The organism is Amylibacter sp. SFDW26 (assembly GCF_009184395.1).
In the GTDB taxonomy this organism is placed as follows: Bacteria; Pseudomonadota; Alphaproteobacteria; order Rhodobacterales; family Rhodobacteraceae; genus Amylibacter.
The window spans coordinates 151,295-174,888 of the sequence record NZ_WEIC01000005.1 but is presented as its reverse complement, the minus strand read 5'-3'; the positions used below and the strand labels follow the sequence as shown (position 1 = coordinate 174,888).

26 protein-coding genes are annotated in these 23,594 nt (G+C 45.4%); 15 read left to right on the top strand and 11 right to left on the bottom strand.

The window, feature by feature from the left end; translation table 11 throughout:
• Positions 1–3 precede the first annotated feature (3 nt).
• Positions 4–1,227 (bottom strand): Hint domain-containing protein, encoded by a 1,224-nt coding sequence (locus F9L33_RS14000; protein ID WP_152143422.1) that lies wholly within the window; start codon positions 1,225–1,227, stop codon positions 4–6.
• A gap of 198 nt (positions 1,228–1,425) precedes the next feature.
• Here F9L33_RS14000 and aspS point away from each other — a divergent pair, with 198 nt between their 5' ends.
• Positions 1,426–3,396: an aspartate--tRNA ligase gene (gene aspS, locus F9L33_RS13995; protein ID WP_152143421.1), complete on the top strand. Its 1,971-nt coding sequence runs from the start codon at positions 1,426–1,428 to the stop codon at positions 3,394–3,396.
• Between the two features lie 58 nt (positions 3,397–3,454).
• Positions 3,455–4,759 carry a M48 family metallopeptidase gene (locus F9L33_RS13990; RefSeq protein ID WP_152143420.1) on the top strand — a complete coding sequence of 435 codons (1,305 nt, stop codon included), beginning with the start codon at positions 3,455–3,457 and terminating at the stop codon, positions 4,757–4,759.
• Between the two features lie 19 nt (positions 4,760–4,778).
• On the opposite strand, the gene F9L33_RS13985 is transcribed toward F9L33_RS13990, so the two are convergent.
• Positions 4,779–5,600: a serine protease gene (locus F9L33_RS13985; protein WP_152143419.1), complete on the bottom strand. Its 822-nt coding sequence runs from the start codon at positions 5,598–5,600 to the stop codon at positions 4,779–4,781.
• Between the two features lie 85 nt (positions 5,601–5,685).
• Positions 5,686–6,294: a glutathione S-transferase family protein gene (locus F9L33_RS13980; RefSeq protein ID WP_152143418.1), complete on the bottom strand. Its 609-nt coding sequence runs from the start codon at positions 6,292–6,294 to the stop codon at positions 5,686–5,688.
• A gap of 176 nt (positions 6,295–6,470) precedes the next feature.
• On the opposite strand from F9L33_RS13980, the gene F9L33_RS13975 reads away from it, so the two are divergent.
• The 4 genes from F9L33_RS13975 to F9L33_RS13960 all read left to right on the top strand — a co-directional run bounded on the left by F9L33_RS13975 (position 6,471) and on the right by F9L33_RS13960 (position 9,012).
• On the top strand, positions 6,471–7,268 hold the full coding sequence (locus tag F9L33_RS13975; RefSeq protein WP_152143417.1) for an alpha/beta fold hydrolase: 798 nt from the start codon (positions 6,471–6,473) through the stop codon (positions 7,266–7,268).
• A gap of 27 nt (positions 7,269–7,295) precedes the next feature.
• The gene (locus F9L33_RS13970) at positions 7,296–7,973 is read left to right on the top strand and encodes an EI24 domain-containing protein (RefSeq protein WP_370452141.1); all 678 of its coding nucleotides are present in this window, start codon (positions 7,296–7,298) and stop codon (positions 7,971–7,973) included.
• 206 nt (positions 7,974–8,179) lie between these two features.
• The gene (locus F9L33_RS13965; RefSeq protein ID WP_152143415.1) at positions 8,180–8,431 is read left to right on the top strand and encodes a hypothetical protein; all 252 of its coding nucleotides are present in this window, start codon (positions 8,180–8,182) and stop codon (positions 8,429–8,431) included.
• A gap of 149 nt (positions 8,432–8,580) precedes the next feature.
• Positions 8,581–9,012, top strand: coding sequence for a hypothetical protein (locus F9L33_RS13960; protein ID WP_152143414.1), 432 nt, complete (start codon positions 8,581–8,583; stop codon positions 9,010–9,012).
• Positions 9,013–9,014: 2 nt separating this feature from the next.
• Here F9L33_RS13960 and F9L33_RS13955 read toward each other — a convergent pair whose 3' ends face one another.
• From F9L33_RS13955 to F9L33_RS13940, 4 genes are all read right to left on the bottom strand, one after another.
• Positions 9,015–9,794, bottom strand: a complete 780-nt coding sequence (locus F9L33_RS13955; RefSeq protein WP_152143413.1) for a leishmanolysin-related zinc metalloendopeptidase — start codon at positions 9,792–9,794, stop codon at positions 9,015–9,017.
• A 359-nt stretch (positions 9,795–10,153) separates the two neighbouring features.
• Positions 10,154–10,663 (bottom strand): hypothetical protein, encoded by a 510-nt coding sequence (locus F9L33_RS13950; protein WP_152143412.1) that lies wholly within the window; start codon positions 10,661–10,663, stop codon positions 10,154–10,156.
• Positions 10,663–11,181: a hypothetical protein gene (locus F9L33_RS13945; RefSeq protein ID WP_152143411.1), complete on the bottom strand. Its 519-nt coding sequence runs from the start codon at positions 11,179–11,181 to the stop codon at positions 10,663–10,665. Before F9L33_RS13945 ends, F9L33_RS13950 begins: the two co-directional genes overlap by 1 nt.
• 149 nt (positions 11,182–11,330) lie before the next feature.
• Positions 11,331–12,107 (bottom strand): metallophosphoesterase, encoded by a 777-nt coding sequence (locus F9L33_RS13940; protein WP_152143410.1) that lies wholly within the window; start codon positions 12,105–12,107, stop codon positions 11,331–11,333.
• A 173-nt stretch (positions 12,108–12,280) separates the two neighbouring features.
• Between F9L33_RS13940 and F9L33_RS13935 the strand changes: the two genes are divergently transcribed.
• The 5 genes from F9L33_RS13935 (at position 12,281) to F9L33_RS13915 (ending at position 16,058) form a co-directional block, all read left to right on the top strand.
• A complete protein-coding gene (locus tag F9L33_RS13935) occupies positions 12,281–12,652 on the top strand; it encodes a hypothetical protein (protein ID WP_152143409.1) in 372 nt (123 codons plus the stop codon).
• Between the two features lie 140 nt (positions 12,653–12,792).
• Positions 12,793–13,176 carry a hypothetical protein gene (locus tag F9L33_RS13930; protein WP_152143408.1) on the top strand — a complete coding sequence of 128 codons (384 nt, stop codon included), beginning with the start codon at positions 12,793–12,795 and terminating at the stop codon, positions 13,174–13,176.
• 39 nt (positions 13,177–13,215) lie between these two features.
• Positions 13,216–14,625 carry a PepSY domain-containing protein gene (locus F9L33_RS13925; protein ID WP_152143407.1) on the top strand — a complete coding sequence of 470 codons (1,410 nt, stop codon included), beginning with the start codon at positions 13,216–13,218 and terminating at the stop codon, positions 14,623–14,625.
• 139 nt (positions 14,626–14,764) lie between these two features.
• Entirely contained in the window at positions 14,765–15,745 is a 981-nt protein-coding gene (locus tag F9L33_RS13920) for a sodium-dependent bicarbonate transport family permease (protein ID WP_152143406.1), read from the top strand.
• Position 15,746: 1 nt separating this feature from the next.
• Positions 15,747–16,058 (top strand): transcriptional regulator, encoded by a 312-nt coding sequence (locus tag F9L33_RS13915; RefSeq protein WP_152143405.1) that lies wholly within the window; start codon positions 15,747–15,749, stop codon positions 16,056–16,058.
• A 65-nt stretch (positions 16,059–16,123) separates the two neighbouring features.
• Here the strand turns inward: F9L33_RS13915 and ovoA are convergent, their stop codons facing one another.
• From ovoA to mce, 4 genes are all read right to left on the bottom strand, one after another.
• Positions 16,124–18,286 (bottom strand): 5-histidylcysteine sulfoxide synthase, encoded by a 2,163-nt coding sequence (ovoA, locus tag F9L33_RS13910; RefSeq protein WP_152143404.1) that lies wholly within the window; start codon positions 18,284–18,286, stop codon positions 16,124–16,126.
• 289 nt (positions 18,287–18,575) lie between these two features.
• Positions 18,576–18,932, bottom strand: a complete 357-nt coding sequence (locus F9L33_RS13905; RefSeq protein WP_152143403.1) for a DUF2158 domain-containing protein — start codon at positions 18,930–18,932, stop codon at positions 18,576–18,578.
• Positions 18,933–19,003: 71 nt separating this feature from the next.
• Positions 19,004–19,273, bottom strand: coding sequence for a DUF1467 family protein (locus F9L33_RS13900; RefSeq protein ID WP_152143402.1), 270 nt, complete (start codon positions 19,271–19,273; stop codon positions 19,004–19,006).
• 18 nt (positions 19,274–19,291) lie between these two features.
• A complete protein-coding gene (mce, locus tag F9L33_RS13895; protein ID WP_152143401.1) occupies positions 19,292–19,696 on the bottom strand; it encodes a methylmalonyl-CoA epimerase in 405 nt (134 codons plus the stop codon).
• A 131-nt stretch (positions 19,697–19,827) separates the two neighbouring features.
• Between mce and F9L33_RS13890 the strand changes: the two genes are divergently transcribed.
• The 4 genes from F9L33_RS13890 (at position 19,828) to F9L33_RS13875 (ending at position 23,591) form a co-directional block, all read left to right on the top strand.
• Entirely contained in the window at positions 19,828–20,580 is a 753-nt protein-coding gene (locus F9L33_RS13890; protein ID WP_152143400.1) for a response regulator transcription factor, read from the top strand.
• Positions 20,581–20,648: 68 nt separating this feature from the next.
• Entirely contained in the window at positions 20,649–21,731 is a 1,083-nt protein-coding gene (locus F9L33_RS13885; RefSeq protein WP_152143399.1) for a pyridoxal-phosphate dependent enzyme, read from the top strand.
• Positions 21,724–22,854, top strand: a complete 1,131-nt coding sequence (locus tag F9L33_RS13880; RefSeq protein WP_152143398.1) for a Xaa-Pro peptidase family protein — start codon at positions 21,724–21,726, stop codon at positions 22,852–22,854. Before F9L33_RS13885 ends, F9L33_RS13880 begins: the two co-directional genes overlap by 8 nt.
• On the top strand, positions 22,851–23,591 hold the full coding sequence (locus tag F9L33_RS13875) for an Asp/Glu racemase (protein ID WP_152143397.1): 741 nt from the start codon (positions 22,851–22,853) through the stop codon (positions 23,589–23,591). The genes F9L33_RS13880 and F9L33_RS13875 overlap by 4 nt, the downstream gene beginning before the upstream one ends.
• Positions 23,592–23,594 lie beyond the last annotated feature (3 nt).

Here is a 23,594-nt window from a genome sequence, read left to right as displayed (position 1 = left end):
TGCTTAAACCAGCATCCTTGCCTCTACAGTTCTTGTCAGTGGGCGTGCGGACTGACCGAAGTTATCTGGGCTGACTGCGAGTTCTGGGAATATCTCGAACAATTCTGTGCGGGCTTTATCTTCCATCGTGTCCATCGCAAACCCGCCTGGGTAGAAGCTTTCGGATAAGGTGCCGTTGGCTGTCACCAATTCGTGGCGATCGAATAGGATGTGGATATATTCGGCCCGTTGTGTGTCAGGCATCTGAATAATGCTGGTGCCGTTTACAAGGTCTTTGGCGGCAACCAAAGCTTCGCCATGTCCTGTGATTAAACGCACGCGTGGTCCATTGACCAACATGCGATGTTGTGGGGAAACATATAGATCTTGGTTTGGATAGCCTAAACCAAGCGCATCTTTGCGAATAAGAATGGGGCGCAGGTGGGGGTAGGCGTATAGGCGTGCGCCAGAAATATGCTTGTGACCGATCCAACGAATGGCTTGTAGACCGTTATCTTTGGTGATGACCAAATCGCCCACGCGCAAGTCTTCTACGTTGCACGCGCCTAGGGGCGTTGCAATCTTTGTGCCAGCAACGAAACAAACCACATCAGGAAAGGTTAGATCAAAACCAGTCCCGTTTGGATTGTTATTACCGCCACCATTTCCCAAGTCCCAATCAGACGTATTGGAAATAGCATCAATTAACTCTTGTTGTGTGGCTGGGTCTGGAAGTCCGCCATCGGCGTTGAATTCCATATAATCATTATCACCGTCGATGATAATGGCGCCATTACTGGTGGTTAATCCTGTGCCTGTTAAGTTTGGCGTTTGAGTATCTGGGCCATCTGCTTCGTTCCCAATAACACCTATAAAGTTTGTTGGCGTTAAATCATTACTTCCATCAACCGTTCCTTGAACAGCCCAGAACATTTCATTAGCCCCTGCAAGCTGACCACCACCACGGATGTAATCTGTAATACCACTTCCTGTGCCGCCTACAGTTACCTCTGCACCATTTGGGTTTCTGAACATATCGACTGTGATTACGGTTCCTGCAGGAATGCCGCCTGCTGGAACTTCCCATTCTATTAGTTGCTCATTGCCGATAAATTCGGTGCCATTCCATTCGTCATCGGTGAAATATATGATTTCACCCTCTGCGATGTCAGTGGTGGCAAGCATAGCGGCATCATTGTTATCGGTGTCCCAACCGACGAACATTAAATCTCCTGGATTTAGTGCCATGATGCGCCTTACTGATGGTTATTTGTGAGCTTAATCTAAATGCTGCTTTGACGTATGTAGTTACACAGTATGGCAATTTAAAGGCGAGTTGTTCTAAAAAAGTAGATCAGTATGCATTGAAAGCCATGCAGGCTTGACAAAAGCTCCCTAAACTTGTGTATCGGCTGAAATGGATTAACCCCTGAAGGGATGCTTAAAATGCACGCTTATCGTAGCCACACTTGCGCTGGTCTTAATGCTTCTAATGTTGGCGAAACTGTACGCCTGTCTGGTTGGGTACACCGTGTACGTGATCACGGGGGCGTTTTGTTCATAGATTTGCGCGATCATTACGGTATCACACAGGTTTTGGCGGATGGCGACAGCCCTGTTTTTGCTGAATTGGAAAAGGTGCGATCTGAGTGGTGTATCCGTATTGATGGGACTGTAAAGGCACGTGATCCTGAGTTGGTGAATAAGAATATCCCAACGGGTGAGATTGAAATTTATATCCGTGATCTGGAAATTCTAGGTGCGTCTGAAGAGCTGCCATTGCAAGTGTTTGGCGAGCCCGATTTCCCAGAAGAAACGCGTTTGAAATACCGTTTCTTGGATTTGCGCCGTGAGACTTTGCACAACAACATTATTCTACGTTCAAACGTTGTGAAATCCATTCGCAACCGTATGGGCGATCAGGGCTTTAACGAATTCCAAACGCCGATCATTACGGCGTCTTCACCTGAAGGTGCGCGTGACTTCTTGGTGCCATCACGTTTGCATCCTGGTAAGTTTTATGCGTTGCCGCAAGCACCGCAGCAGTTCAAACAGATGATCATGGTGGCAGGTTTTGATAAATACTTCCAAATCGCCCCATGTTTCCGTGATGAAGATCCGCGCGCTGACCGGAGCCCGACTGATTTCTATCAGCTGGATTTGGAAATGTCTTTTGTATCGCAACAAGATGTGTTCGATACGATTGAGCCAGTTGTTAAAGGTATCTTTGAAGAGTTCGGTAAAGGCCGTCCTGTTAGCCAAGACTGGCCGCAGATTTCATATAAAGATGCAGCGCTTTGGTATGGGACTGATAAGCCTGATCTTCGGAACCCGATTAAGATGCAAGTTGTGTCCGAGCATTTTGCAGGATCAGGGTTTAAGATTTTCGCAAGCTTGCTGGAAAACGAAGGCACTGAAATCCGTGCGATTCCTGCGCCAAAAGGTGGCTCACGTAAATTCTGTGACCGTATGAACAAATTCGCACAACAAGAAGGTTTGCCAGGTATGGGCTATATCTTCTGGCGTGCGAAGCCAGATGTAAAAGTCGATGATAGCTTTATGTCTCTTATTGCTGATGTGCATGATACTGTTGCCAAGAAACTTGGTGTTTCCGCTGTTAAAGAAGGGCAGATGGTTTCGGCAATTAACACGCCGTTCCTATCGCATCTTATTGGCGCGTTGGTTGGAGCTGGTGCAGAAGACAAAGCTGTTGAGCTGCGCGCGCAATACTTAGAGGCTGCTGGGCCTTTGGCTAAAAATATCGGTCCTGAGCGAACAGAGGCAATCCGCCAACAATTAAACCTTGGCGTAGGCGATGCAGCGTTCTTCTTGGGCGGCAAGCCTGCAGCGTTTGAAGGTGTTGCAGGGCGCGCGCGGACTGTGATTGGTGAAGAGCTGGAGCTGACCAATAAAGACAGCTTTGAGTTTGCTTGGATCGTTGATTTCCCAATGTACGAGCGTGACGAAGAAACAGGTAAGGTCGATTTCAGCCACAACCCATTTTCTATGCCACAAGGTGGTATGGATGCGCTGGGGGCGGATGACCCTGAAAGCATTTTGGGCTATCAATATGATCTGGCCTGTAATGGGTACGAGTTGATTTCGGGTGCTATTCGGAACCATAAGCCAGAGATTATGTATAAAGCCTTTGAATTGGCGGGTTATCCGAAAGAAGAAGTTGAAAAACGGTTCGGCGGGATGGTGAATGCGTTCACTTATGGCGCGCCTCCACATGGTGGGTGTGCGGCGGGGATCGACCGTATCGTTATGTTGTTGGCTGATGAAGCAAACATCCGTCAGGTGATCATGTTCCCGATGAACCAACGGGCCGAAGATTTGATGTTGGGCGGGCCATCTGAGCCGACCAATGAGCAGCTTCGAGAGTTGGGGTTGCGGGTTATTCCGCAAGAGGATTGATTTTAACTTTCTTATAATGTTTTGTGACTCCTAGAAGAATATTTTAGGAAGCAAAGCATTGTCAGAAACAAATTCATTATCGTCACTTGGCGATTTCTCGGAAACATTGGTTCCAGTTTCTAATCGTTCTAAAATAGCTAGAATCAATATAAGAACTGGCGCTAGGGTTACTTTTGTTCACCCTTTCAGCCCAGCGCATGATGCGGGTATACAGGCAGGTTGGACGTTGGTTTTATGGCGTGGAAATGTCCCAGCCTCTGGCTTGGGGCTTACAGGTCCATGCAATCCACTTAACAATACGTTTTTTGCAGATTTAAATGGAAATTATTTTGAATGGAAAGCTGATTTCTGGCCATTTGGTATAAAGATTAGCCCTGCTATTGAAGGCAAATTGCTTGGTAAAATATCTAAACTTGAACTTAACCAAGAGATCATGTTGGATTATTGGCGTAACAATGATCTGGGTGCTTTTACTGCTATGCATGCAGCATTGAAAAACGGTATTAAGCAAGAATTTAAATCTACTTTCTGGGAAAAAATTACGGGGCGCAGTAAAAAGGTTGATCTAACTGAAGTGAAAACTGACTTTGTATTAGGATTTCTTGCACTGGCTGAGTATCAATCAGGTAATATAGAAGAGGCGCAAAAAGTTTTAGATGCAGCTGAAGTTATAAGAGAAAAGAAACACCATCTGTCAAATGCAACTTATGATGTTGGACTATGGTTTTATGTTCAAGCTTTGATCTATGTTGATACAGGTAAAATGGAGCAGGCAAAGCAAGCGGCTCAAAATGCCTATGATCTTGTTCCCAAAGTCTTACCTGTCCGTGATTTAATGAGCACATTTCATGGTGGAACACAGTTTGAAGAGATAGATCCGTTGGTCGGAAAGAAAATCCCCTTTGATTATAAACTTCCAGATGCAGATCCAATCAAACCAGAAAAAACAGATTATAATAATTTTATGCTATCTGATGCTTTATCTAAAACAAATGATGATCAGATTTTCGCGCTGCTTGTATTGGGTCCATACCGAGCGAATTACTACGGTAATATTGATTTATTAAGATTAGCATCGGTACATCGCGCGTTCCCTGATCTTATTTCTGGTGTCCATATTGTGGTTTCAGGTACGCGTGTCGCTGATGACGAAAGCCGTGTATGGTTTGAGAATACATGTAAAACGCTTGGCTTAGAATTTACTATTTTATACGACGAAGATGATAAAATAATGCCACAACTTCCAGGTTTAGGCTCTCCTCAAAGGGTTCTACTAAGTAACCAAGGTATTGTTTTATCTAGAAAAGAGTTTGCTGATGAAAGTGGTATTTGGGAAGCCTACGAAAACCTTGTGAAGGCGTAATCATATTATCATTAACTCTCTAGTTCTTAATAAACTTCGCCCCTGACGTGGATTTGTTTCCACCCACAGTTAAACGGCGGGCTTGGGTGGTTTTTCGGCCTGATGTATAGGCGCCATTGTGGGTGAGGTCTTTTTTCAACAATGTCACCATTTTGGGGAGTTCCATGCCGTATGATACAGTTTTTTTGCCTTGTTTATGGCCGACTGAAATCAGGGATAGGATGCGGAAATTGAAGCCCTCTTTCACGAAGACAGGTGCGCCAGAAGAGCCGTATGTGACGTTGCAGTTGAATTCTAATAAACCAGTATAACGCCCAGTGATTCCGCAATTGCGTTGCCATGATAGGGCGTCATCGCGGCCACGGCCATATGAGACGACGTTTACCTGTTTTCCTGCGGCTATGCCTGTGTGCAGCTTAAAGGGAGAGGCTGCGAATGTGGTGATGGCTTTTTGCAGCTTGATCAGGGCCACATCATGGCGCACGTAATCACCATTGATATAGGCACGCGGGTTGTAGTTTTTATGGACTGCGATTTTAGTGGCTTTGGATTCTTCGATGAATTTGCCATCGCGCAGACCCGCTTGGAATGTAACGTTTGACGGGTCGATTGGTTTTTTTGTTTTGGGGTCAAAGACGCAATGTGCAGCGGTTAAAACCAAGTCATTGTCAATTAATGTGCCTGTGCAATACCCCGATTTACCCAAGTTTAAGCGCCCAACGGCCTCCCAGCCAAAGAGGTCTTCGCGGTCTGTTAGGCGAATAAGGGCGCTTGTGTCTGCGCCAAAGCTTGGTGTTGTAAGGGCAAGGGCAGTGCAAAGTGCAGTTGTAAATTTACGCATAGGTTTAAATCCATCTTATCAATTTCCAATGCTTGGGTGATAAAAAGGGCAAGATTATGCGGGTTCTTTGGCGATATAAGGGAATTCACCCCATGATTTCATGGGCTTTTTTCACGGCTGGTCTGTCGCGCATGCGGGCTATATGGGCAGCGATTTTTGGCAAACGAGACGGATCAACACCGTCAGCTTGCATCCAGTTGGCGATGGTGAAGAGATGTGCATCTGCGATTGTGTATTGCGTGCCAATCGCCCATGGGCCTGTTAAGCTTTCTTCGATCAAGCTAAAGCTGTTGAAAACAGTTTCGGGCACTTTGGCACGCATATCCTCAAAGGAACTTTGATTATTTGCCCAGCGGTGTCCGCGCATTTTATGGGCGTGATTTATGTGTACTGTTGAAGCCAAATAACTGAGCATTTCATTCATTTTTGCACGTTCATAAGCTGTGTCTGGGATCAGATTTGCCGCTGGATGATTTTCAGCAATATAGGTCATAAGGGCAGGGGTTTCTGTCAAAATTCCTTGCTTGGTAACCAATGCAGGAACGCGGCCTTTTGGATTTACAGCCAGATATTCTGGTTTGGTCTGGTCTTGATTGGCAAAGTTTACCGCAATGGGTTCAAAATCTGCATCGGCTTCGCAAAGCACGATGAGGGTTGCGAGGGAAATTGTACCAGGCGCAAAGAAAAGTTTCATTTCAAGTGTCCTAAATAGCTTCTTTCAAAGCCTCATATTATTTGTGTCATCTGGCAAGGGAAGTTCGGTTGTTTTAGATTTTCAGATGCGGAACTATGAAATGCTGAAAGGATAACCAAATATTATAGGACGGCAGGTCGCATTGTATGTGCGGCAATACTCGGGTCTTTGGGAGTATGGATAAAGATAACAATAAACCGATTTCGATATATTTCCATGGGTATCCTGGTGGCTTTGATGACGTTGTACTGGTCTCTGATATTTTAAAAGATCAACTTATTTCAGCGGATGTTTTTTTAACCGGAGCTGCGTTGAACCATCATGATATGATTAACGAATATGTTGCCGGTATAGGAGAGTATTCAAAGGGTGCCCCAGTTCATTTAATTGGGTTCTCTTTAGGGAGCTTTAATGCAATGTGCGTTGCATCTAAGCTTGGAGCAGAGGTTTGTAAGTTAGATTTAATATCTGCAGTAGCACCATTGCAGATGGGGGATTTCTTGCCAAAAATGGCGGGGCGCTCTGTATTTCAGGTTGCACAAGGGCAGAAGTGGGGTTTTGATCTGATGGTGGCAGGGCAAGTCTTGCTGTGCCGTTTATCAGTCAACTTATTTGTCAAAGCGCTGTTTTCCACGGCGCAAAGTAAGGATGCCGAACTTATCAAGAATAATGAGTTTCGAAATTCGATTTCTACGATGTTGAAAGCTGCAATGTTGAATGATGCACAGAACTATAAGTATGTTGTGCGTGCTTATGTGCGTGACTGGGAGAGCGTTTTAGATAATATATCTGTGCCAGTACAGCTTTGGCATGGAAAAGAGGACAACTGGTCCCCTGTTGAAATGGCCTTGGAATTATCATTGCAATATAGGAATGTTTTCGAAGTGAATGTATTTGAAGGTCTATCACATTTTTCAACGTTACAAGAAGCACTGCCAAAGTGTTTAAAATTCAAAGAAACGCTTGAAGGTTAAAGTTCAGGCACTTACATACACCTTATGATACTTAATGCATTTTTTAAGGCCTTGGGCCAAATGGGTGATCCTAAATTTCGGCGTATTTTGCTGATTGGTGTGGGTCTTACTGTCGCTTTGCTGGCGGGAGCCACTTTGGGGGTGCAATTATTGTTGCCTGATACGGTCAGTTTACCTTGGTTTGGAGAAATTGATTGGCTGTCATCGCTGTTATCAGGTTTTGTTTTGATCTCAATGATCGGTATGTCTGTGTTCTTGATGGTGCCTGTGGCGTCTGTTTTCACGGGGTTCTTTTTGGATCAAGTTGTGGATGCGGTCGAAGCCAAACATTATACGCATTTGCCCGCGGTTCCCAACGTTCCGATTAAGGATATGCTTGTTGATAACTTGAAGTTCCTTGGTCTGATCATCGTTGTGAATATGTTGGCTTTGGTGATTTATTTATTGTCTACGTTTCTGGCACCTGTGATCTTTTGGATCGTTAATGGTATCTTGCTAGGTCGAGAGTACTTTCAGATGGTTGCTATGCGTCGTTTGGGGCGCAAAGGAGCACATGAGTTGCGGGCAAAACATCGCCTTACTATCTGGTTTGCAGGTTTTTTGATGGCGGTTCCTTTGACCATTCCTTTTGTGAACTTGTTTATTCCATTACTTGGTGTTGCTGTGTTTACGCATCTTTTTCACAAATTGAATAAAAGGGCCTAATTCTGCCTGTTTTTAAGGCTGATGTCAGCGGAATGTTGCACGCATTTTTGGGCTACATTCTTTGATCCTTTTTGTGCTTATTTACCCCTTGGTTTTGGCAGTCTTGTGCTTGTTATTACAAGCCTTCAGGTGCTGGGTTCCGTTTTGCGCATTATCGAAATACCAAATGTGAACAAGCGAATAAAAACAGGTAAAGGAGTAGAGATATGAAAAGATTCACATTGGCAACGATTGCAATATCAGCAGTAATGGCAACTTCCGCTTATGCAGAAGGTGAAAAGACATGTGATACGGAAACATTTTCCATGGTGATCGCTGAAGTTGAAAATGCACGTGCTGACCGTAAAGAAGCAGCGATTGAAGAATTGAAAATGGCGCAATTGAAACTGGAAGAAGGCGACAATGATGCTTGTGCCGTTCATTTAGAGAATGCATCAAAAGCGGCGACTATTGGGTAAAATCCCGCAATAGTCCCTCTTGCCTTTAGCGCGTCCCCTCCGTGCTAAAGGCACTTTTTATTTTTAATAGTCACCAATGTTTGAGTTATAGTATGATCATTTCACAGGTATGCCATTCGATGAAGGCAGAAAATTTGGGATGATATAGTATGACAGAGCTAAAGCGCATAGAAGTTGCTTTATTGATTATACGCGTCACAGCCGCGACCTTTTTAGGGCTATGGGCAACATTGAAATTCCACCATCCAGAATGGCAACGGAATATATTCACAGGGTTCTATAAAATCGATTTTATTGAGATATCGGATGCGCTTTCTTACGGGCTTGGCACGATCCAAGTTTTGATCGTTCTCGCGTTCCTTTTGGGACTGTGGCGCTTTTGGAGTTATGGATTGGTGATGCTGATGTCTGCGGCGGGGGTTATTGGTTCTTTAGGGGCGTTCGTTGAATATTATAATTTCCCTAAGAATCTGATGCTGGCATCCATTCCGACACTTGGTGCGTTGATTGCTTTGTTCATTCTTAGAGATTTAGATAACCTGTTTTCATTATCATCTACACGTAAAGTAGAAGATGATTGAATTTAAGAATTTAAAAAGACTGGCTTTTTAAGATTGTTATGCCTGTCTCTTAATATGACTGGCTTTGGGCGGCCCATTTTACACAGATCACAAGTGCGCACGGCTTCCATGATGCCCTTTTCTGCCAGTTGTTGGAATGAGGGTAACGTATAATCATCGGCTTCTGTATAATCGACCAAATATCCCATATCTTCGAATGCTGCGATGGACATACGGCTAATTGGCCTTTGAGATCCTGATAGAAATCCTGTGAGTAATTCATCGCCAAAAACCAATTCACGCCAATGACCTTCGCGGGTGCCCATGCTGCCTGTATTTGCAACGGGAACATTGCCCAATCTATTGCCCCCTAAAACACGGAACTCGCGGGTTGCAGCCGTGCCAATAAATTGCGGGTTATTACCGCCGCTACCAATGATAAATCCCATACGGGCCCAAAGAGTACCGAAACCTAGAACATGGGCCATTTCGTGTAAAATAACGTCTTCTAGGCTGTTATTACGTTCAAGACGCAAGATATCTGCCAGATCGAATTGCATAATGCCTTTGATCGGTAACTCATCACCTGGGCGTAAAATGGTTGGTCCTGCTTGTCCAAGAATACCTTGGTCACCATCTATGGCTTCGATACTGGCATCAATCATCACACCATCCAATACTTGGTCTTCTACTGTAACGGGCGCAAATGAGGTGTCTATGATGCGGTCCCAGCGACTTGCAGCCTGTTCAAAGGCACGTCGCTGGGTTTCGCTGACTGACCCTGTGAAATTTACTGTAATCATACTGCTGACCTTTTCTATTATGATACGATAGGGGCTTGGGTCGCTGGGGGATAAGAGCGACCCAAGCCTATGACGGTGTGGGGGGAGGCACACTACGTCGTCTGAAATAAATGTATCATGTGTTACAGGAAAGCAGATGGGGGTAGATGCAACATTCTAAAATACGGCGGTAACTTGCAAAAAATGCATGTGATGCTTTGCGAGATGTTGCGCATCGCAAGCTTATGATGGGATTTGTAGATAAAAATTGCCCGCGTATCAGGTGCAACCAAGTTTTATGTAAATTATGAAATCGCGTTCTTTGATATACAGGATGCCTTTAGAGTAAGGCATCCTGTGATTTTAGGTATTCTATTGTATCAAAAGTCGACTGTTGCCGAACTGTATCTCCATGGGAGTGTTGGGCTTAGCCGGCCTGTAAGGTGCGTCACACTTGGGTTTGAGTAAACACCCGTTTGATAGTTGTACTGAGTACCGCTTGAAACTGTCACATTGCCTACAGCGCTTGTTGGCTCAAGGATAAATTTGTTTTCTGTCTTGCCATACTTACAGCTCACCTTAAGTGCGGGTGGTTTTCCGCGATTGGCAAACCTTTCGCCCTGTAGATATGTTGGCAACTGGATGTTTGCTGGGGTCGATGCTTTAGAAAAAGAAACGAATGCATTTCTACCGCTACATTGTGCGCCACTGAATTCAACCTTTTTGCCCTCATCATTTACCTTATAGCTTCTCAGAATAACTGGAGAATTTCTGAATGAGTTGGTGGGCTGCTTTGCGACACGTGCTGTTACTGGTGCATTCAACTCTAATGCTGGAACCGCACACCCAGAGATGAGTGATAATACGCATAACGATGTTAAATACCGCATTATTTCAATACCACCGCAACGTTTTCAGCATAACGCCAGTCGGCGGTCGCGGCTGCAGCCGCACTACCTGCAATTAGAACCAGATCAGCGATAAGATTACCACTTCCTGAAATGATCTTACCTGGATTTGCTGTAAGCAATGATTGGCCTTTTAGGTTGCCTGCTGTACATTTGACTAGAATTGACGGTGGTACACCGCGATCCTCTAGTTTTGCAATTTGATCGTATTTAGGTAACTCAACTTTTTGTGGCGTTACAACTTTTGCGGACAGGTGGTCAGATTGCAATGTGCATATCGCGCCTGCAACTTCTACTTGAGTGTCCTTTTTACCTTCTTCTTTTACAGTTTTATATGCTCGCACTGTCGTTTTTGTACTCTTGTCATCTCGGACACGATTACTTGGAGCATTTGCTTGTAATTTGGCTGGAGCAATTTCTGGTTTAACGGCTAATGGCGGTTGTGATACGCACCCTGTTAAAGAAAGAGCAACGATACAACACGTTAATTGAGATTTCATATTATTAATTCTATCCTCTTATTTTTCATCCACCGTTAAAGTGGAATCCCCTAAAAGGATAGTTCATGGATTTTTTTCACAAAGACAACTTTATTTTCAAATAACTGTTAAATTAAGGTGCCTTTGTGAGAGTTTTGCAATATTTATGACTAAGCATCTGCCTTGGCCATTGGAATATCTTTACGCGTTCCATCGGCGGCAACTTCGACCACAGCTGTGTCGTCTACAAACACAACAGACATAGCGTCGCCCCAAGCAGCACCTGTATCGATGTTGATGCGGTTGCCGTAATGCGTGATTTTGTCGATCACAGTATGGCCGTGGATAACCATTTTGCCAAAGCTCTCGGTGTGCTCAAAAAACGGTTGGCGGATCCAAACCAGATCATCTTCTGTCTGTTCTTCCATTGGCACATTCGGACGTATGCCCGCGTGCACAAAGATGTAGTCTTTGGTTTCCACATAAAGCGGTAGGTTCTTTAGAAAATCGATGTGCGCTTGCGGGATTGCGGCAAGTCCCATTTTTTGAACCTCTTTTGGGTCGAACTCCTCTGGGTATGTAACACCATAACTTTCCAACGTTTCACGACCACCAATGCGGTGATAAAGCCAATCATAACCTGGTTTAAGATGGTCATCACGACGATCTGGGTCTTCTAAGAACCAATACATCATGCGGTCGTGATTGCCTTTTAGAACGATCCAAGGCTCGCCTGCTGCTAGGCCATCCATTAGGTATTGGATTGTTCCTTTGCTGTCTTCGCGACGATCTACCAGATCGCCAACGTGGATGATTGTATAATCGCTGACATTGTTATTCGCGGCATCGGCTTTGATACGTGCGTGAATGTCTTTTAATTGTTTTAAATCGCCGTGGATATCACTGACGGCGTAAATAGGCGTTTCGATCATAATAGAACCAATCATTTGTATGTGTTTGATGGGGTTTTAGGTGAAAATACAGGCTACGAAAAGCCCTGACAGATACGTTAATTATATTGGTGGCCTAAATTACTAAAATATATTGATTTTGTATTTGCATAAGGACTGTAAACGCAGGATAGAATTTTAAGGTTATCTTATTAAAGGGGGATTTAAACGTGCATAAGAAAAATGTTATTACGGGGCTTTCATTGGCGGTTGTATTGTCTGGTTGTTTTGAAACAGCAGAAGAACGTGAAACGCGAGAAATGCAGTTTAATGGTAAAACTGTTGCACAAATTGCAGCTGTGATTGGAAACCCAACAATAAAAGACAAAACAAAAGCTGTTTGGGTTTATAAAGACACTTATATTGACCGGACACCAATCCAATCTTTCAGAAACGGTAAATGGATCACCACGGGATATAGAAACCAACGTGTTTACGTGAATTGTAAATATACAGCGTCATTGAGTAAAGGTCGTGTGAATTCCAGCGTATACGATGGCAATAGCTGCAATCGCTTTGCTCCGAAAATTAAGAAAAAATAGTTTGTGATGAATTGGGGGCGTGCGTTGTAAATTGTGAATATGTAGTTTCATAAACTTCATATGATCTGTTCGACTTAAGGTCGAAGCTTATTACAATTTGCCGCAGATGATATAAATTGATCCTAAAAAACAGATCATATATGCGCAGACCCATGCGCCAAAACGTGAAATACAAATTTTTCAATATACTGATTTCGATAGTTCTTTCCCTTTCTATCGTCGGTATTGGTTTTGGGCATCGTGCTGGAACGATCAATGAAGATCAGGCTATACAAGAGTACATTCTGAGCGGCGGCTCGGTTTGGGATATCTGTGGCGACCCCTCCCAAAATGGTTCACAGGTGCATACTCAATGTGAGGCTTGTCGTCTTGTTGATGCTTTGGGTCTGGCGCAATTTACCTGTCTGCCACAAAAGCATGAGTATGAGGGCATTTCGCTTGCATCCTTGCGCGCCTCTTTGGCAGGGGCCGTTCAGCACGTTTCTAATGATAACCCTGTGCGTGGGCCACCAACCCTTCTTTGACTTCAATTAATCTCTTAATTCAAATCAAAGGAAAACCTTATGAACTCTCAAAACCCTATTCGGGTTGATGAGGATGCGGTTAATGCATCTTCTGTAAACCCATTCTATTTCGCTGCGTGGCGTTGGCATTTCTATGCTGGTCTCTACGTGATCCCTTTTTTCATTATGTTGGCAATCACAGGCCTTGGTATGCTGTGGATCGGTTATATCGATGGCCGTGATGGTGAGCATATCGCTGTTGTGCCACAAGAAGCGGCATTGTCTATTTCTGCGCAATCAGACGCCGCTTTGGCCTCCATTCCAGGCGGGACGTTGAAACAATATATTGCACCACGTTCAGATGATCTGGCGGCTATTTTCCGCATCGATATTGATGGCGATGCAAAGATGGTTGTTGTTGATCCTTATACGGCTGAAGTGCTGGATACATTTTCGCGTCGTGCAGGTTGGTATGATTTTATGGATAACCTACACAGCGATATCATGATCGGCTTTGTTGGTGACCGTATGATCGAGATTGCGGCATCTCTTGGCATGGTTCTGGTGGTCACTGGCCTATATATGTGGTGGCCGCGTGGTGAAGGTGGCTGGCGCAAGGCGCTGATCCCATCACTTGGGCGTGGTCGTACGTTGTGGAAATCGCTGCATGGCACTGTTGGTATCTGGATTTCTGTTTTCTTGGTGTTTTTCTTAATCTCTGGCCTGGCATGGACAGGGATTTGGGGCAGCAAGATGACCCAAAGCTGGTCGCAGTTTCCTGCGGAAAAATGGGATAATGTTCCGTTGTCTGACCAAACACATGCAAGTCTGAACCATGACCGTAAAGAAGTGCCTTGGGCGCTTGAGTTAACACCGCTGCCTGCTTCTGGCAGCATGGCGGGTGTGGCTGTTTTGGAAAGCGGCACAGTGTTGGATATCAACACGATGGATATGCTGGCACGCAAGATTGGCTTTGAAGGGCGTTATCAGATGAACTTGCCAAAAGGCGAAACGGGTGTTTGGACGTTCAGTCGCGATTCAATGAACAGCGATAGCACATCGCCAACGGCGGATCGTACGGTGCACGTGGATCAATACACAGGTAAGATTTTGGCAGATGCCCGTTATGAAGATTATTCATGGGCTGGCAAAGCTATGGCTGTGGGTATCGCGTTGCACATGGGGTTGTTGGGCCTATGGAGTGTTTTGGCAAATACAGTGTTCTGTCTGGCTGTTCTGTTCCTAAGCATCAGTAGTTTGGTTTTGTGGTGGAAACGCCGCCCAAGCCGTGCGGGCCGTATTGGTGCACCACCTGCGCCAGCAAACATGCCATTATGGCAAGGTGCTGTTTTGGTGGGGGCTGCGATTTCAATCGCGTTTCCATTGGCGGGCATCACATTGGTATCTGTGTTGGCGTTGGATTACCTGATCCTATCGCGGATTAGCTTTCTGAAACGCGCTTTGTCCTAACGCGCGTAAAGAACTAGGGTCTGTGTGTCCTTTGGCCCTAGTTCATTTTGCCTCATTCATATAAATAATCCTTGTAAATTTACGGTTAGACACTAATTGCTATTGAGGTTTTGAACTTTCATTCCGTAGGGGCAATTTCTTGGAACAACTTTTTGCACTGGCTCAACAGAATTTACTGTCCCCTATCATTCTTTTTTTCGCCTTAGGCTTTGCGGCCGCCATTGCTAAATCTGATCTAAACTTCCCCGAAGCGATTGCCAAAGGCATGTCGCTGTATCTGTTGTTCGCGATTGGCTTTAAAGGCGGGGCAAGCCTGTCTGGATACGGTATTGATGCACAGCTGATATTGTCATTGCTTGCGGGGATTGTTCTATCGGCCTGTTTGCCGCTTCTAGCATTTGTTTTACTGCGATTGATGACACGGATGTCGACATTAGATGCGGCTGCGGTTGCTGCGCATTATGGCTCTATATCTATTGTGACTTTTGTTGCGGCCTCTTCGATTTTGGAAATCCAAGGGATTGCTTATGATGGATATATGGTGGCAGTGGCAGCAACGATGGAAGCACCTGCGATTATATCCGCACTTTGGTTGATTTCGAAAAACAGCGACGACAATCGCAGCATGGACAGTGCGTTAATGCGTGAGATTATGTTGAACGGATCGATTGTTTTGTTGATCGGGTCATTCTTAATCGGCCTGGCGACTGGCAAAGACGGTTTTGCCGAAATCGCCCCATTTATCAGTGCCCCGTTTAAAGGCGTGTTGTGCCTGTTCCTGTTGGATATGGGACTGGTTGCTGGACGCGGACTTGTGAATGCGAAGGGGGCTGTTTCGCATCGCTCTGTTGCATTTGGTGTGTTGATGCCGTTGATCGGGGCCTCAATTGGGTTGCTCTTTGCCGTGTTGATTGGTCTGCCATTGGGTAGCGCTGTATTGATGATGGTGTTGTCTGCGTCTGCGTCCTATATTGCCGTACCAGCTGCGATGCGTGTGGCGGTGCCAGAGGCAAACCCAGCAATTTATTTAACACTGTCCTTGGGAGTGACGTTCCCATTTAATCTTACAGTGGGTATTCCACTATATGTGGCAGTCGCAACGGCTGTGGTCGGAGGATAATATGAAGATGCATGAAGCCAAACGGATCGAGATTATCATCGAAAAGATCATGGAAAAACGTCTGACGGATTTGCTGACAGAGGCAGGTGTGAAAGGCTATAGCGTGTTGCCTGTATCTGGTGGATCAGGCAGTTCAGGCCGTTGGAGCCGTCAGGGACAAGTGAGCCGTGCACAGGGCATGTCGTCGGTTGTATGCTTGGTGAAACCAGAACGGTTAGAGCCTACGATTGACGCGGTATTCCCATTGTTGGACCGCCATATCGGTGTAGTATCAGTGACTGATACGATGGTGATACGGGATGAGTTGTTCTGATACCGTTTGAAATTTAAATACAAAAAAGCCCCAAACGATGTTTCGTTTGGGGCTTTTGTTTTGGTTTACTTCACTTTACGCCAGATGCTCATTTCCGCAACCGAGTGTTGGTATTTGCGCGCTGTTTCACGGATCACAAACGGGATGTCTTGTGGATCACGTACCAGTTCAAATTCAGGAGCAAGGTTATCTGCAAGACCTTCTAACGTGGTATAGTTTTCACCTGTTTGCGCTTTATAGCCGCCCAGCCAGTTTTCCTTTGGTGTGAATTCTTCCAGCCATGTGTAGGGTGATGTAATCACCAACAGGCCACCCGTACGGATGCGCCCTTTGATGGATGCTAAGAACTCGGTTGGTTTGTACAAGCGGTCAATCAAGTTACCTGCAAAGACCAGATCATAATCGTTGTATTTGTCTGTCAGATTACAGGCATCGCCCTGCATGAAAGAGATGTTATCTTTCACTGCCTCATAGCCATCGAAACCTGCCAATTTCACCTCTTTGAAATCAACGATATCGCCTTGGTTATGTATCACATAGCGTTGTGAACCTGTGGCAATGAGATTTGATGGTGCTTCGATCAAACGGGCAGAGAAATCTACCGCATCCACATGGTCGAAGATTTTTGCCAATTCGAATGATGAACGGCCTGTGGCACAGCCCAGATCAAGGGCGCGTTCTGTGGTCATATCTTTGGTCAGCTCTGCAAAAGCTTCGACACAGGCCACAGGGAAGTTTTTCACACCGTAGTGTTCATCGCCATAATGGAACTCGATGTATTGTGAGATTTGTTCGTCTGTTTCGTAGATATTCATAACTGGGTTCTCTATTTCTGCGCCTTCGATGTAACGAAGACCTGAGTATTGAAAGAAATGGCGACGGAAAGCATAGCGGGAATCTTTGATGGAATAGTTGCCTGTGGAAATCCAGCAACCGCCTTTGAAGACATTGTGTTTGCCGTCGAATGTTGGGGATGAGAAGTCATCGTAGATCGGGTGAACGTTATAGCCTTCTAGCCCATCAATTGGTGTTTCTGTCCATTGCCAAACGTTGCCGATGATATCAAAGAAGCCGCCTTTGAATTCATGACGGTCCACAGGGCAGGGGGACATTTCATATTCTAGATTGATGTTGCCTGGCGCCTCTGTCCAGTAGGGTTGATCCGCATTGGTTGTTTCATTGCGCAGGTGATACCATTCTGCCTCTGTCGGCATACGGATGTTTTTACCTGTTTCTTTGGACTTCCAGTTACAGAATGCTTTCGCTTCTAGGTAATTCAGATCGGTAGGCCAGTTCCACGGCATGTCGATGATTTCCAACATTGAGCGGTATTTATATGTGTCGCCGTCTTTGACCCAATAAACAGGGTGTTCTGCTTTGGCATATTGTACCCAATGCCAACCTTCGTCATCCCAATTATCGCGTGTTTGGTATCCGCCAGCTTCAACGAATTCTAGGAACTCTGTGTTTGATACAAGGTATTTAGAAGCTTTGAATGGTTTGATTTCTGCTTCGGCATGACCGAACTCATTATCCCAACCATAAAGCGGGTTGGATTTGTCTTTGCCGTATTCGATATGACCGCCAGCCACGTCTAACAGTTCATTTGTTGGGGCAACGCCGATTTCTTTGCAGATGTTGCTCCAAACCTTATGGGATTTTACTTTATCCAATGGCAATTCGCGGATCAAAACGGCGGATGTTTCCAAATGGATACGCTCGTGTTCAATGCCCATCATGATGATCCACATTGGATCATCCCATGTGATCGGTAATGTGAAATCACAGGTACGGATAAAGTTATCGACGATGTCGCGGGTTTTGTCGCGGTACGCTTTCACTTTGGCAGGGGTTGGCCAATCATAATGGGCCTCGTTCAAGTCATCCCATGACATTTCATCCACACCAATGGCCAGAGTGGACTCCAGATGCGGGTCGATGCGTTCATTGATGAGCTTTGCCACGTTCAGTTTGTTGATGTAGAAAACAGATGTGTGGCCATAATAGAAGATCAATGGATGGCGCAGCATATTTGCGCGAGCGTAATACGCCTCATCATCAACCAAACAATCAAAGATGCTTTCGTATAGCGAAAAGGTTTTGTGAAAATACTCAAGAATTTCTTCACGTTTGGATTCCACCGTTCCTTCATTCAGGATTGGGGTTTTGGTGATGACAGAATTTGAATTGGAAAAGTCAAAATTAGAATGCGAGGCTTCGGAGGGCATATGTTTACCTTATGTTTGAATGGCTATGGAAATATGATCCACTTGCGTGGTGATTAGCTGGAATTTAGAGCAACTGTACTGACAATTACTGTCAGTAAAATCCAAAATTATTTATCTTTTGTGACAAGTCCTTACATCCCAATATCATTTGATTTGGGAGAGCGTAAAATTCGCAATAAGGAGATGCAATTCACGAAAACGCGAGACAGGCGTTACCGCGTAATCTTGCCCAATAAAAAACTGGCCCCCATATTGTGAGAGCCAGTTTAAGAATTCTTTTAAGACGTGATTAGTCTTTGCGGTAAAATGGTTTTTCTTTGCGGTCATCGAATGAGCGCTTTTTATCACCAAATGGTTTGCCGCCACCTTTGCGATCACCACCTTTAAAGCCGCCACGGTCACCACCGCGATCGCCGCCTTTGAAACCACCACGGTCACCGCCGCGATCACCACCACGGAACCCACCGCGATCACCGCTTTCAGATGCTTCAAACTTGCGTAGCAAAGTTACGTTGAACGTGTCACGATGCACTGTACCCTCGTTGATCCAAACAACGTTGATATTTTTGCCTTCAAAGCCTTCAACAGCCATACGCGGAGAGCCAGAGACTAATGTGACGATATCGCCTTCGGTAAGTGCAGACATGGGAGCATCCTTATTTTTCGGTTTCAGCGGGCATTACGCCCCTTATGCGCAAAAGAAAAGCCTTAAAGCGATTAATTCTCGATACCGTTGTAGAAATCGAACGTATCAACACTGATAACACCTGATAGGATCACCCAACATGTGAGCCCCCAAATAGGAAAAGACAGCAATGTGACCCAGAAGGCTTTCTTACGTAATTTTGGATCTGCAGGGGCAGATGGGTGCGTGCCTTTGACGACATGGCCGTCCTCGGCCTGACTGGGTGTCCCCAGTGGTAGGGCTATCAACAAAAGCATGAACCAAATCACAGCAAGCAAAACAAGTGCAGCACTAATAGTCATATTAAAATCCTTTCGGGATTATATCTGTTCCAATTCCACCAAAGTTCCAGTGAAATCTTTCGGATGTAGAAATAAAACGGGTTTGCCATGGGCGCCAATTTTTGGCTCGCCTGTACCAAGTACGCGTGCACCTGCTGCCGTAAGGTGGTCACGAGCGGTGATAATATCATCCACTTCATAACAAATGTGGTGAATACCGCCTGAAGGGTTTTTTTCCAAAAAGCTCGCAATTGGAGAGTTTTCACCCAATGGATACAACAATTCGATCTTTGTATTGGGCAATTCGATGAACACAACGGTTACACCATGATCAGGTTCATCCTGCGGTGCGCCCACTTTGGCGCCTAATGTATCGCGGTACTGTGCGCTGGCTGCATCCAAATCTGGAACAGCTATGGCAACATGGTTCAAGCGACCGATCATTTTCAGTGTCTCCTATCGTTGGCTCCTTCTTACATGAAAAAAAAGAAAGACAAAGCATGACTTTTTGAAGCGTCTTAATCTGTCGTTAGGGATGATCGGGTTTGATTGTTGTAAGAAAGGAAACACTAAACATGGATAAACTTACTATGACAAACTGGAGCCGCCCCAAATCGACCGCGAAACGTCCGCTTTTAGGAATTACAATTTTATTGGTTGAAGACAGCAGATATTGTTCTGAAGCTTTACGCCTTTTGTCCATACGTAGCGGTGCTCGTTTACGCCGTGCGGATTGCTTAAAAGCAGCGCGCAGACATTTGCGTATCTATCGCCCAGATGTTGCTGTGGTGGATTTGGGTTTGCCAGATGGATCAGGAGTAGAAGTCATCAAAGATATTATGCGTGACGCTATGGGAGCAACAGCAATTATCGCCACAAGTGGTGATACAGGCGGGCAAGCACGCGAGGATGCACTCGCGGCTGGAGCTTCGTTTTTCATGGAGAAACCCATTTCAGATTTGGCGTGTTTTCAGCAAACAATACTTGGTGCATTGCCAGATGATATGAAACCAAAGGGATTTATACCTCGTTTGGCTGGCTCATGTGTAGTGCCAGATTCACAAGCTATGAAAGATGATTTGGACCATATCAATGATCTTATGGGTGAGTGTGTAAAGAAGAAGGATAACGAGTTATTATCCTATGCAGCCCAATTCCTATGTAGCTTGGGGCGTGATGCAAATAGTAAAAGAATATTGCAATCATCTGAAAAGCTTAAACGCTTTTCTAAAGATAAAGGATTTTCTGGCGATGCCGTGAGACATGAATTCCAGATCATTCAATCTGTTGTTGATAGCCGTCTTGCGCAGGATTTACAGGTGTATTAACGACATAATCTCCTAAAATAGTCGCAATTGAATTTGACGTGCGGCGATAGCTTTGACACGCTTATTGTATGAAAATTTTGCAAAATACATACCGTGGGCATGGCATAGATGCATTAAGCAAGATGATAGAAGAGCCACTTTCATCTGATATTACATCAGTTCTGATGTTGTTGAATTCGTGCCCAATTGCTAAAGCAACACCACTTGTGAATGTTAGTTCCTTGGCGCAAAAACTTGGTGTCGCAAGTATTCACATCAAAGATGAACGCACACGAATGGGGCTTGGTAGTTTCAAAGCTTTAGGTGGTGCGTATTCAATCGCAAAGGCCGCAGTGAAAGCCAATGGTGGCTTGGGAACCGTCGAAGAAATGGCTGTTGCATTAAACGGTCATGTGTTTGTCACAGCGAGTGCTGGCAACCACGGGCTATCCGTTGCGGCAGGTGCACGTGTTTTTGGTGCGCGGGCTATTGTATATTTATCCGAAACGGTTCCCGCCGGTTTTGCCGATAAACTCCGCAGCTTTGGTGCAGATGTTGTGATCGAAGGTGCTAATTACGAAGAAAGCGCCGACGCCGCTCAAAATACTGCGAATGATAAAGGTTGGACTTTGATCGCGGATAGCACTTGGGGTGGTTATTATGGTGGCCGCGATATCATGGAGGGCTATCTTGCCATGCCAGCTGAAGCTGCTGACCAAATGGGCGGTATCGTTCCGACGCATGTATTTTTGCAAGCAGGTGTCGGCGGTTTGGCGGGTGCTGTTGCCGTTCATGTGCGTGAAACATGGGGGGACGTGCCGCATATCTGTATTGTGGAGCCAAGTTATGCTGCGGCTTTGTACAAAGGTATTGAGCAGGGTGATGTTGTTCATGCAGGGGGCCCAGTTTCCAATATGGGGCGTTTAGATTGTAAAGAGGCATCGCTTTTGGCGTTGGAATTCCTAGCAAAAGCCGCTGACAGTTTTATGTTGCTGGAAGATGACTTCGTTTTTAATGAAATCAAATGTTTAGCAGGATTTAACTTGGAAACATCTCCATCAGGTGGGGCAGGCTATGCTGGCTTGGCCGCAGCAGCGAATGCAAATGAATTAGGTATTGGACCAGACAGTCGTATCCTGTTGTTCCTATCCGAAGGCCCTGCCGATGATTGATTTCCCTCCCGCAGAATTTGAAGCCCGCTTAGAGCGGATACAAGCCTTGATGACCGATGCGGGAATGGATGCAATTTTACTGTGTACCGAGGCCGAAGTGCGCTATTTCAGCGGGTTCCGTACACAATTTTGGCAAAGCCCAACACGACCTTGGTATCTGGTTTTACCCAGAGTTGGCGATCCCATTGCGATCATCCCAGAAATTGGCGCAGAATTGATGCGCCAAACTTGGGTTGATGATATTCGAACGTGGTCTTCACCCGATCCTGTGGATGATGGCGTCAGCCTGTTGGTGGACACGCTTTATGGATTTAACAAAGTGGGCGTTCCTATGGGCGAGGAAGCCAGTTTGCGTGTGCCGCTTCGCGATTTTAATACTGTACGGGAAAAATGCCCTGCGCAGTTTGTGGATTGTTCGGAATATATAAAAGCTGTTCGGATTGTTAAGTCAGAAGCCGAAATCGCAATCCTGCGCGATATTTGCGCGATTGGCAGTGCCGCGTTTGATCGTGCACCAGAGCTGTTCCACACAGGCCAACCCTTAAAACAAGCTTTTCGCGATTTTAAGATCGCGTTGCTGCAAGAAGGTGCTGAAGATGTATCCTATCTTGTAGGTGCCGCTGGGCAAGGTGGTTATGGAGATGTTATTTCACCACCAGATATGACGCCTTTGGAAACGGGTGATGTGTTGATGCTGGATACAGGATCGACATTGCAAGGGTATTTCTGTGACTTCGACCGTAATTTTGCCATCGGACATGCCGATGATGAGGCAAAGCAGGCTTATGAAACTCTATGGAATAGCACAGAAGCTGGGTTGGAACATGCGCGCGCGGGGAATACTTGTGCTGATCTGTTTGAGGCTATGCATATCACGCTTGGGGGTGGTTCTTCTGATGTTGGGCGTTATGGGCATGGGTTAGGCATACAGTTGACAGAATACCCATCGATTGCAGCGTTTGACAAAACACCGTTACAAGCTGGTATGGTGATGACCTTAGAACCAAGCCTTACGATTTCAGATGGCAAAATGATGGTGCATGAAGAGAATATATTGATCACAGAAGATGCGCCGGTTTTATTGACAAAACGCGCAGTCCCAGAGTTGCCGGTGATCGGATGAAGCTTTCTTATAGCAGCGATGACGGATATAGCGGCGATACCGCATTAGGTGTGGTGGTTTTGTCCACGGATGAAACATTAGAGCCAGAAATGCGCCAAATCACAGCGCAATCAGGGGCGAACCTGTATCACACCCGCATACCGTTTGCTACGAATGTAACACCTGAAACACTGGCGATGATGGAACATGATCTGCCGAAATCGATGTCTTTAATGCCGCCGAATATTGATTTCAAAGCCATTGGATATGCCTGTACTTCGGGGGCAACGGTTATTGGCTCAGATAAATTGGCACAAATCATCCATGAGTATTTTCCAAATGCGGCTGTGACAGACCCAATTCAAGCCGTGATTGCCGCCTGCCATACGATGGATGTGAAGCGATTGGGAATGTTAACTCCGTACCGTGCTGATGTATCTGCTGTGATGCGCGATTTGTTAGAACAGAATGGTATTCAGATCACAGCATTCGGTTCATTCGAAGAGGAATCTGATCATAAGGTCGCTCGTATCGCACAATCTTCGACACTAGAAGGTATGATGCATGTTGGGACAGGGGATTGTGATGCTGTGTTCGCATCATGCACAAATCTGGGCAGTTTTGCAGTAATTGAACAAGCAGAAAAAGCTTTGGGTAAGCCTGTGGTTTCCAGTAATTCTGCTTTTACATGGCACCTGCATAGATTAGCGGGATTTACGGGGCCAATCGCTGGCCCCGGTCATTTATTCACCGTTTAAAGC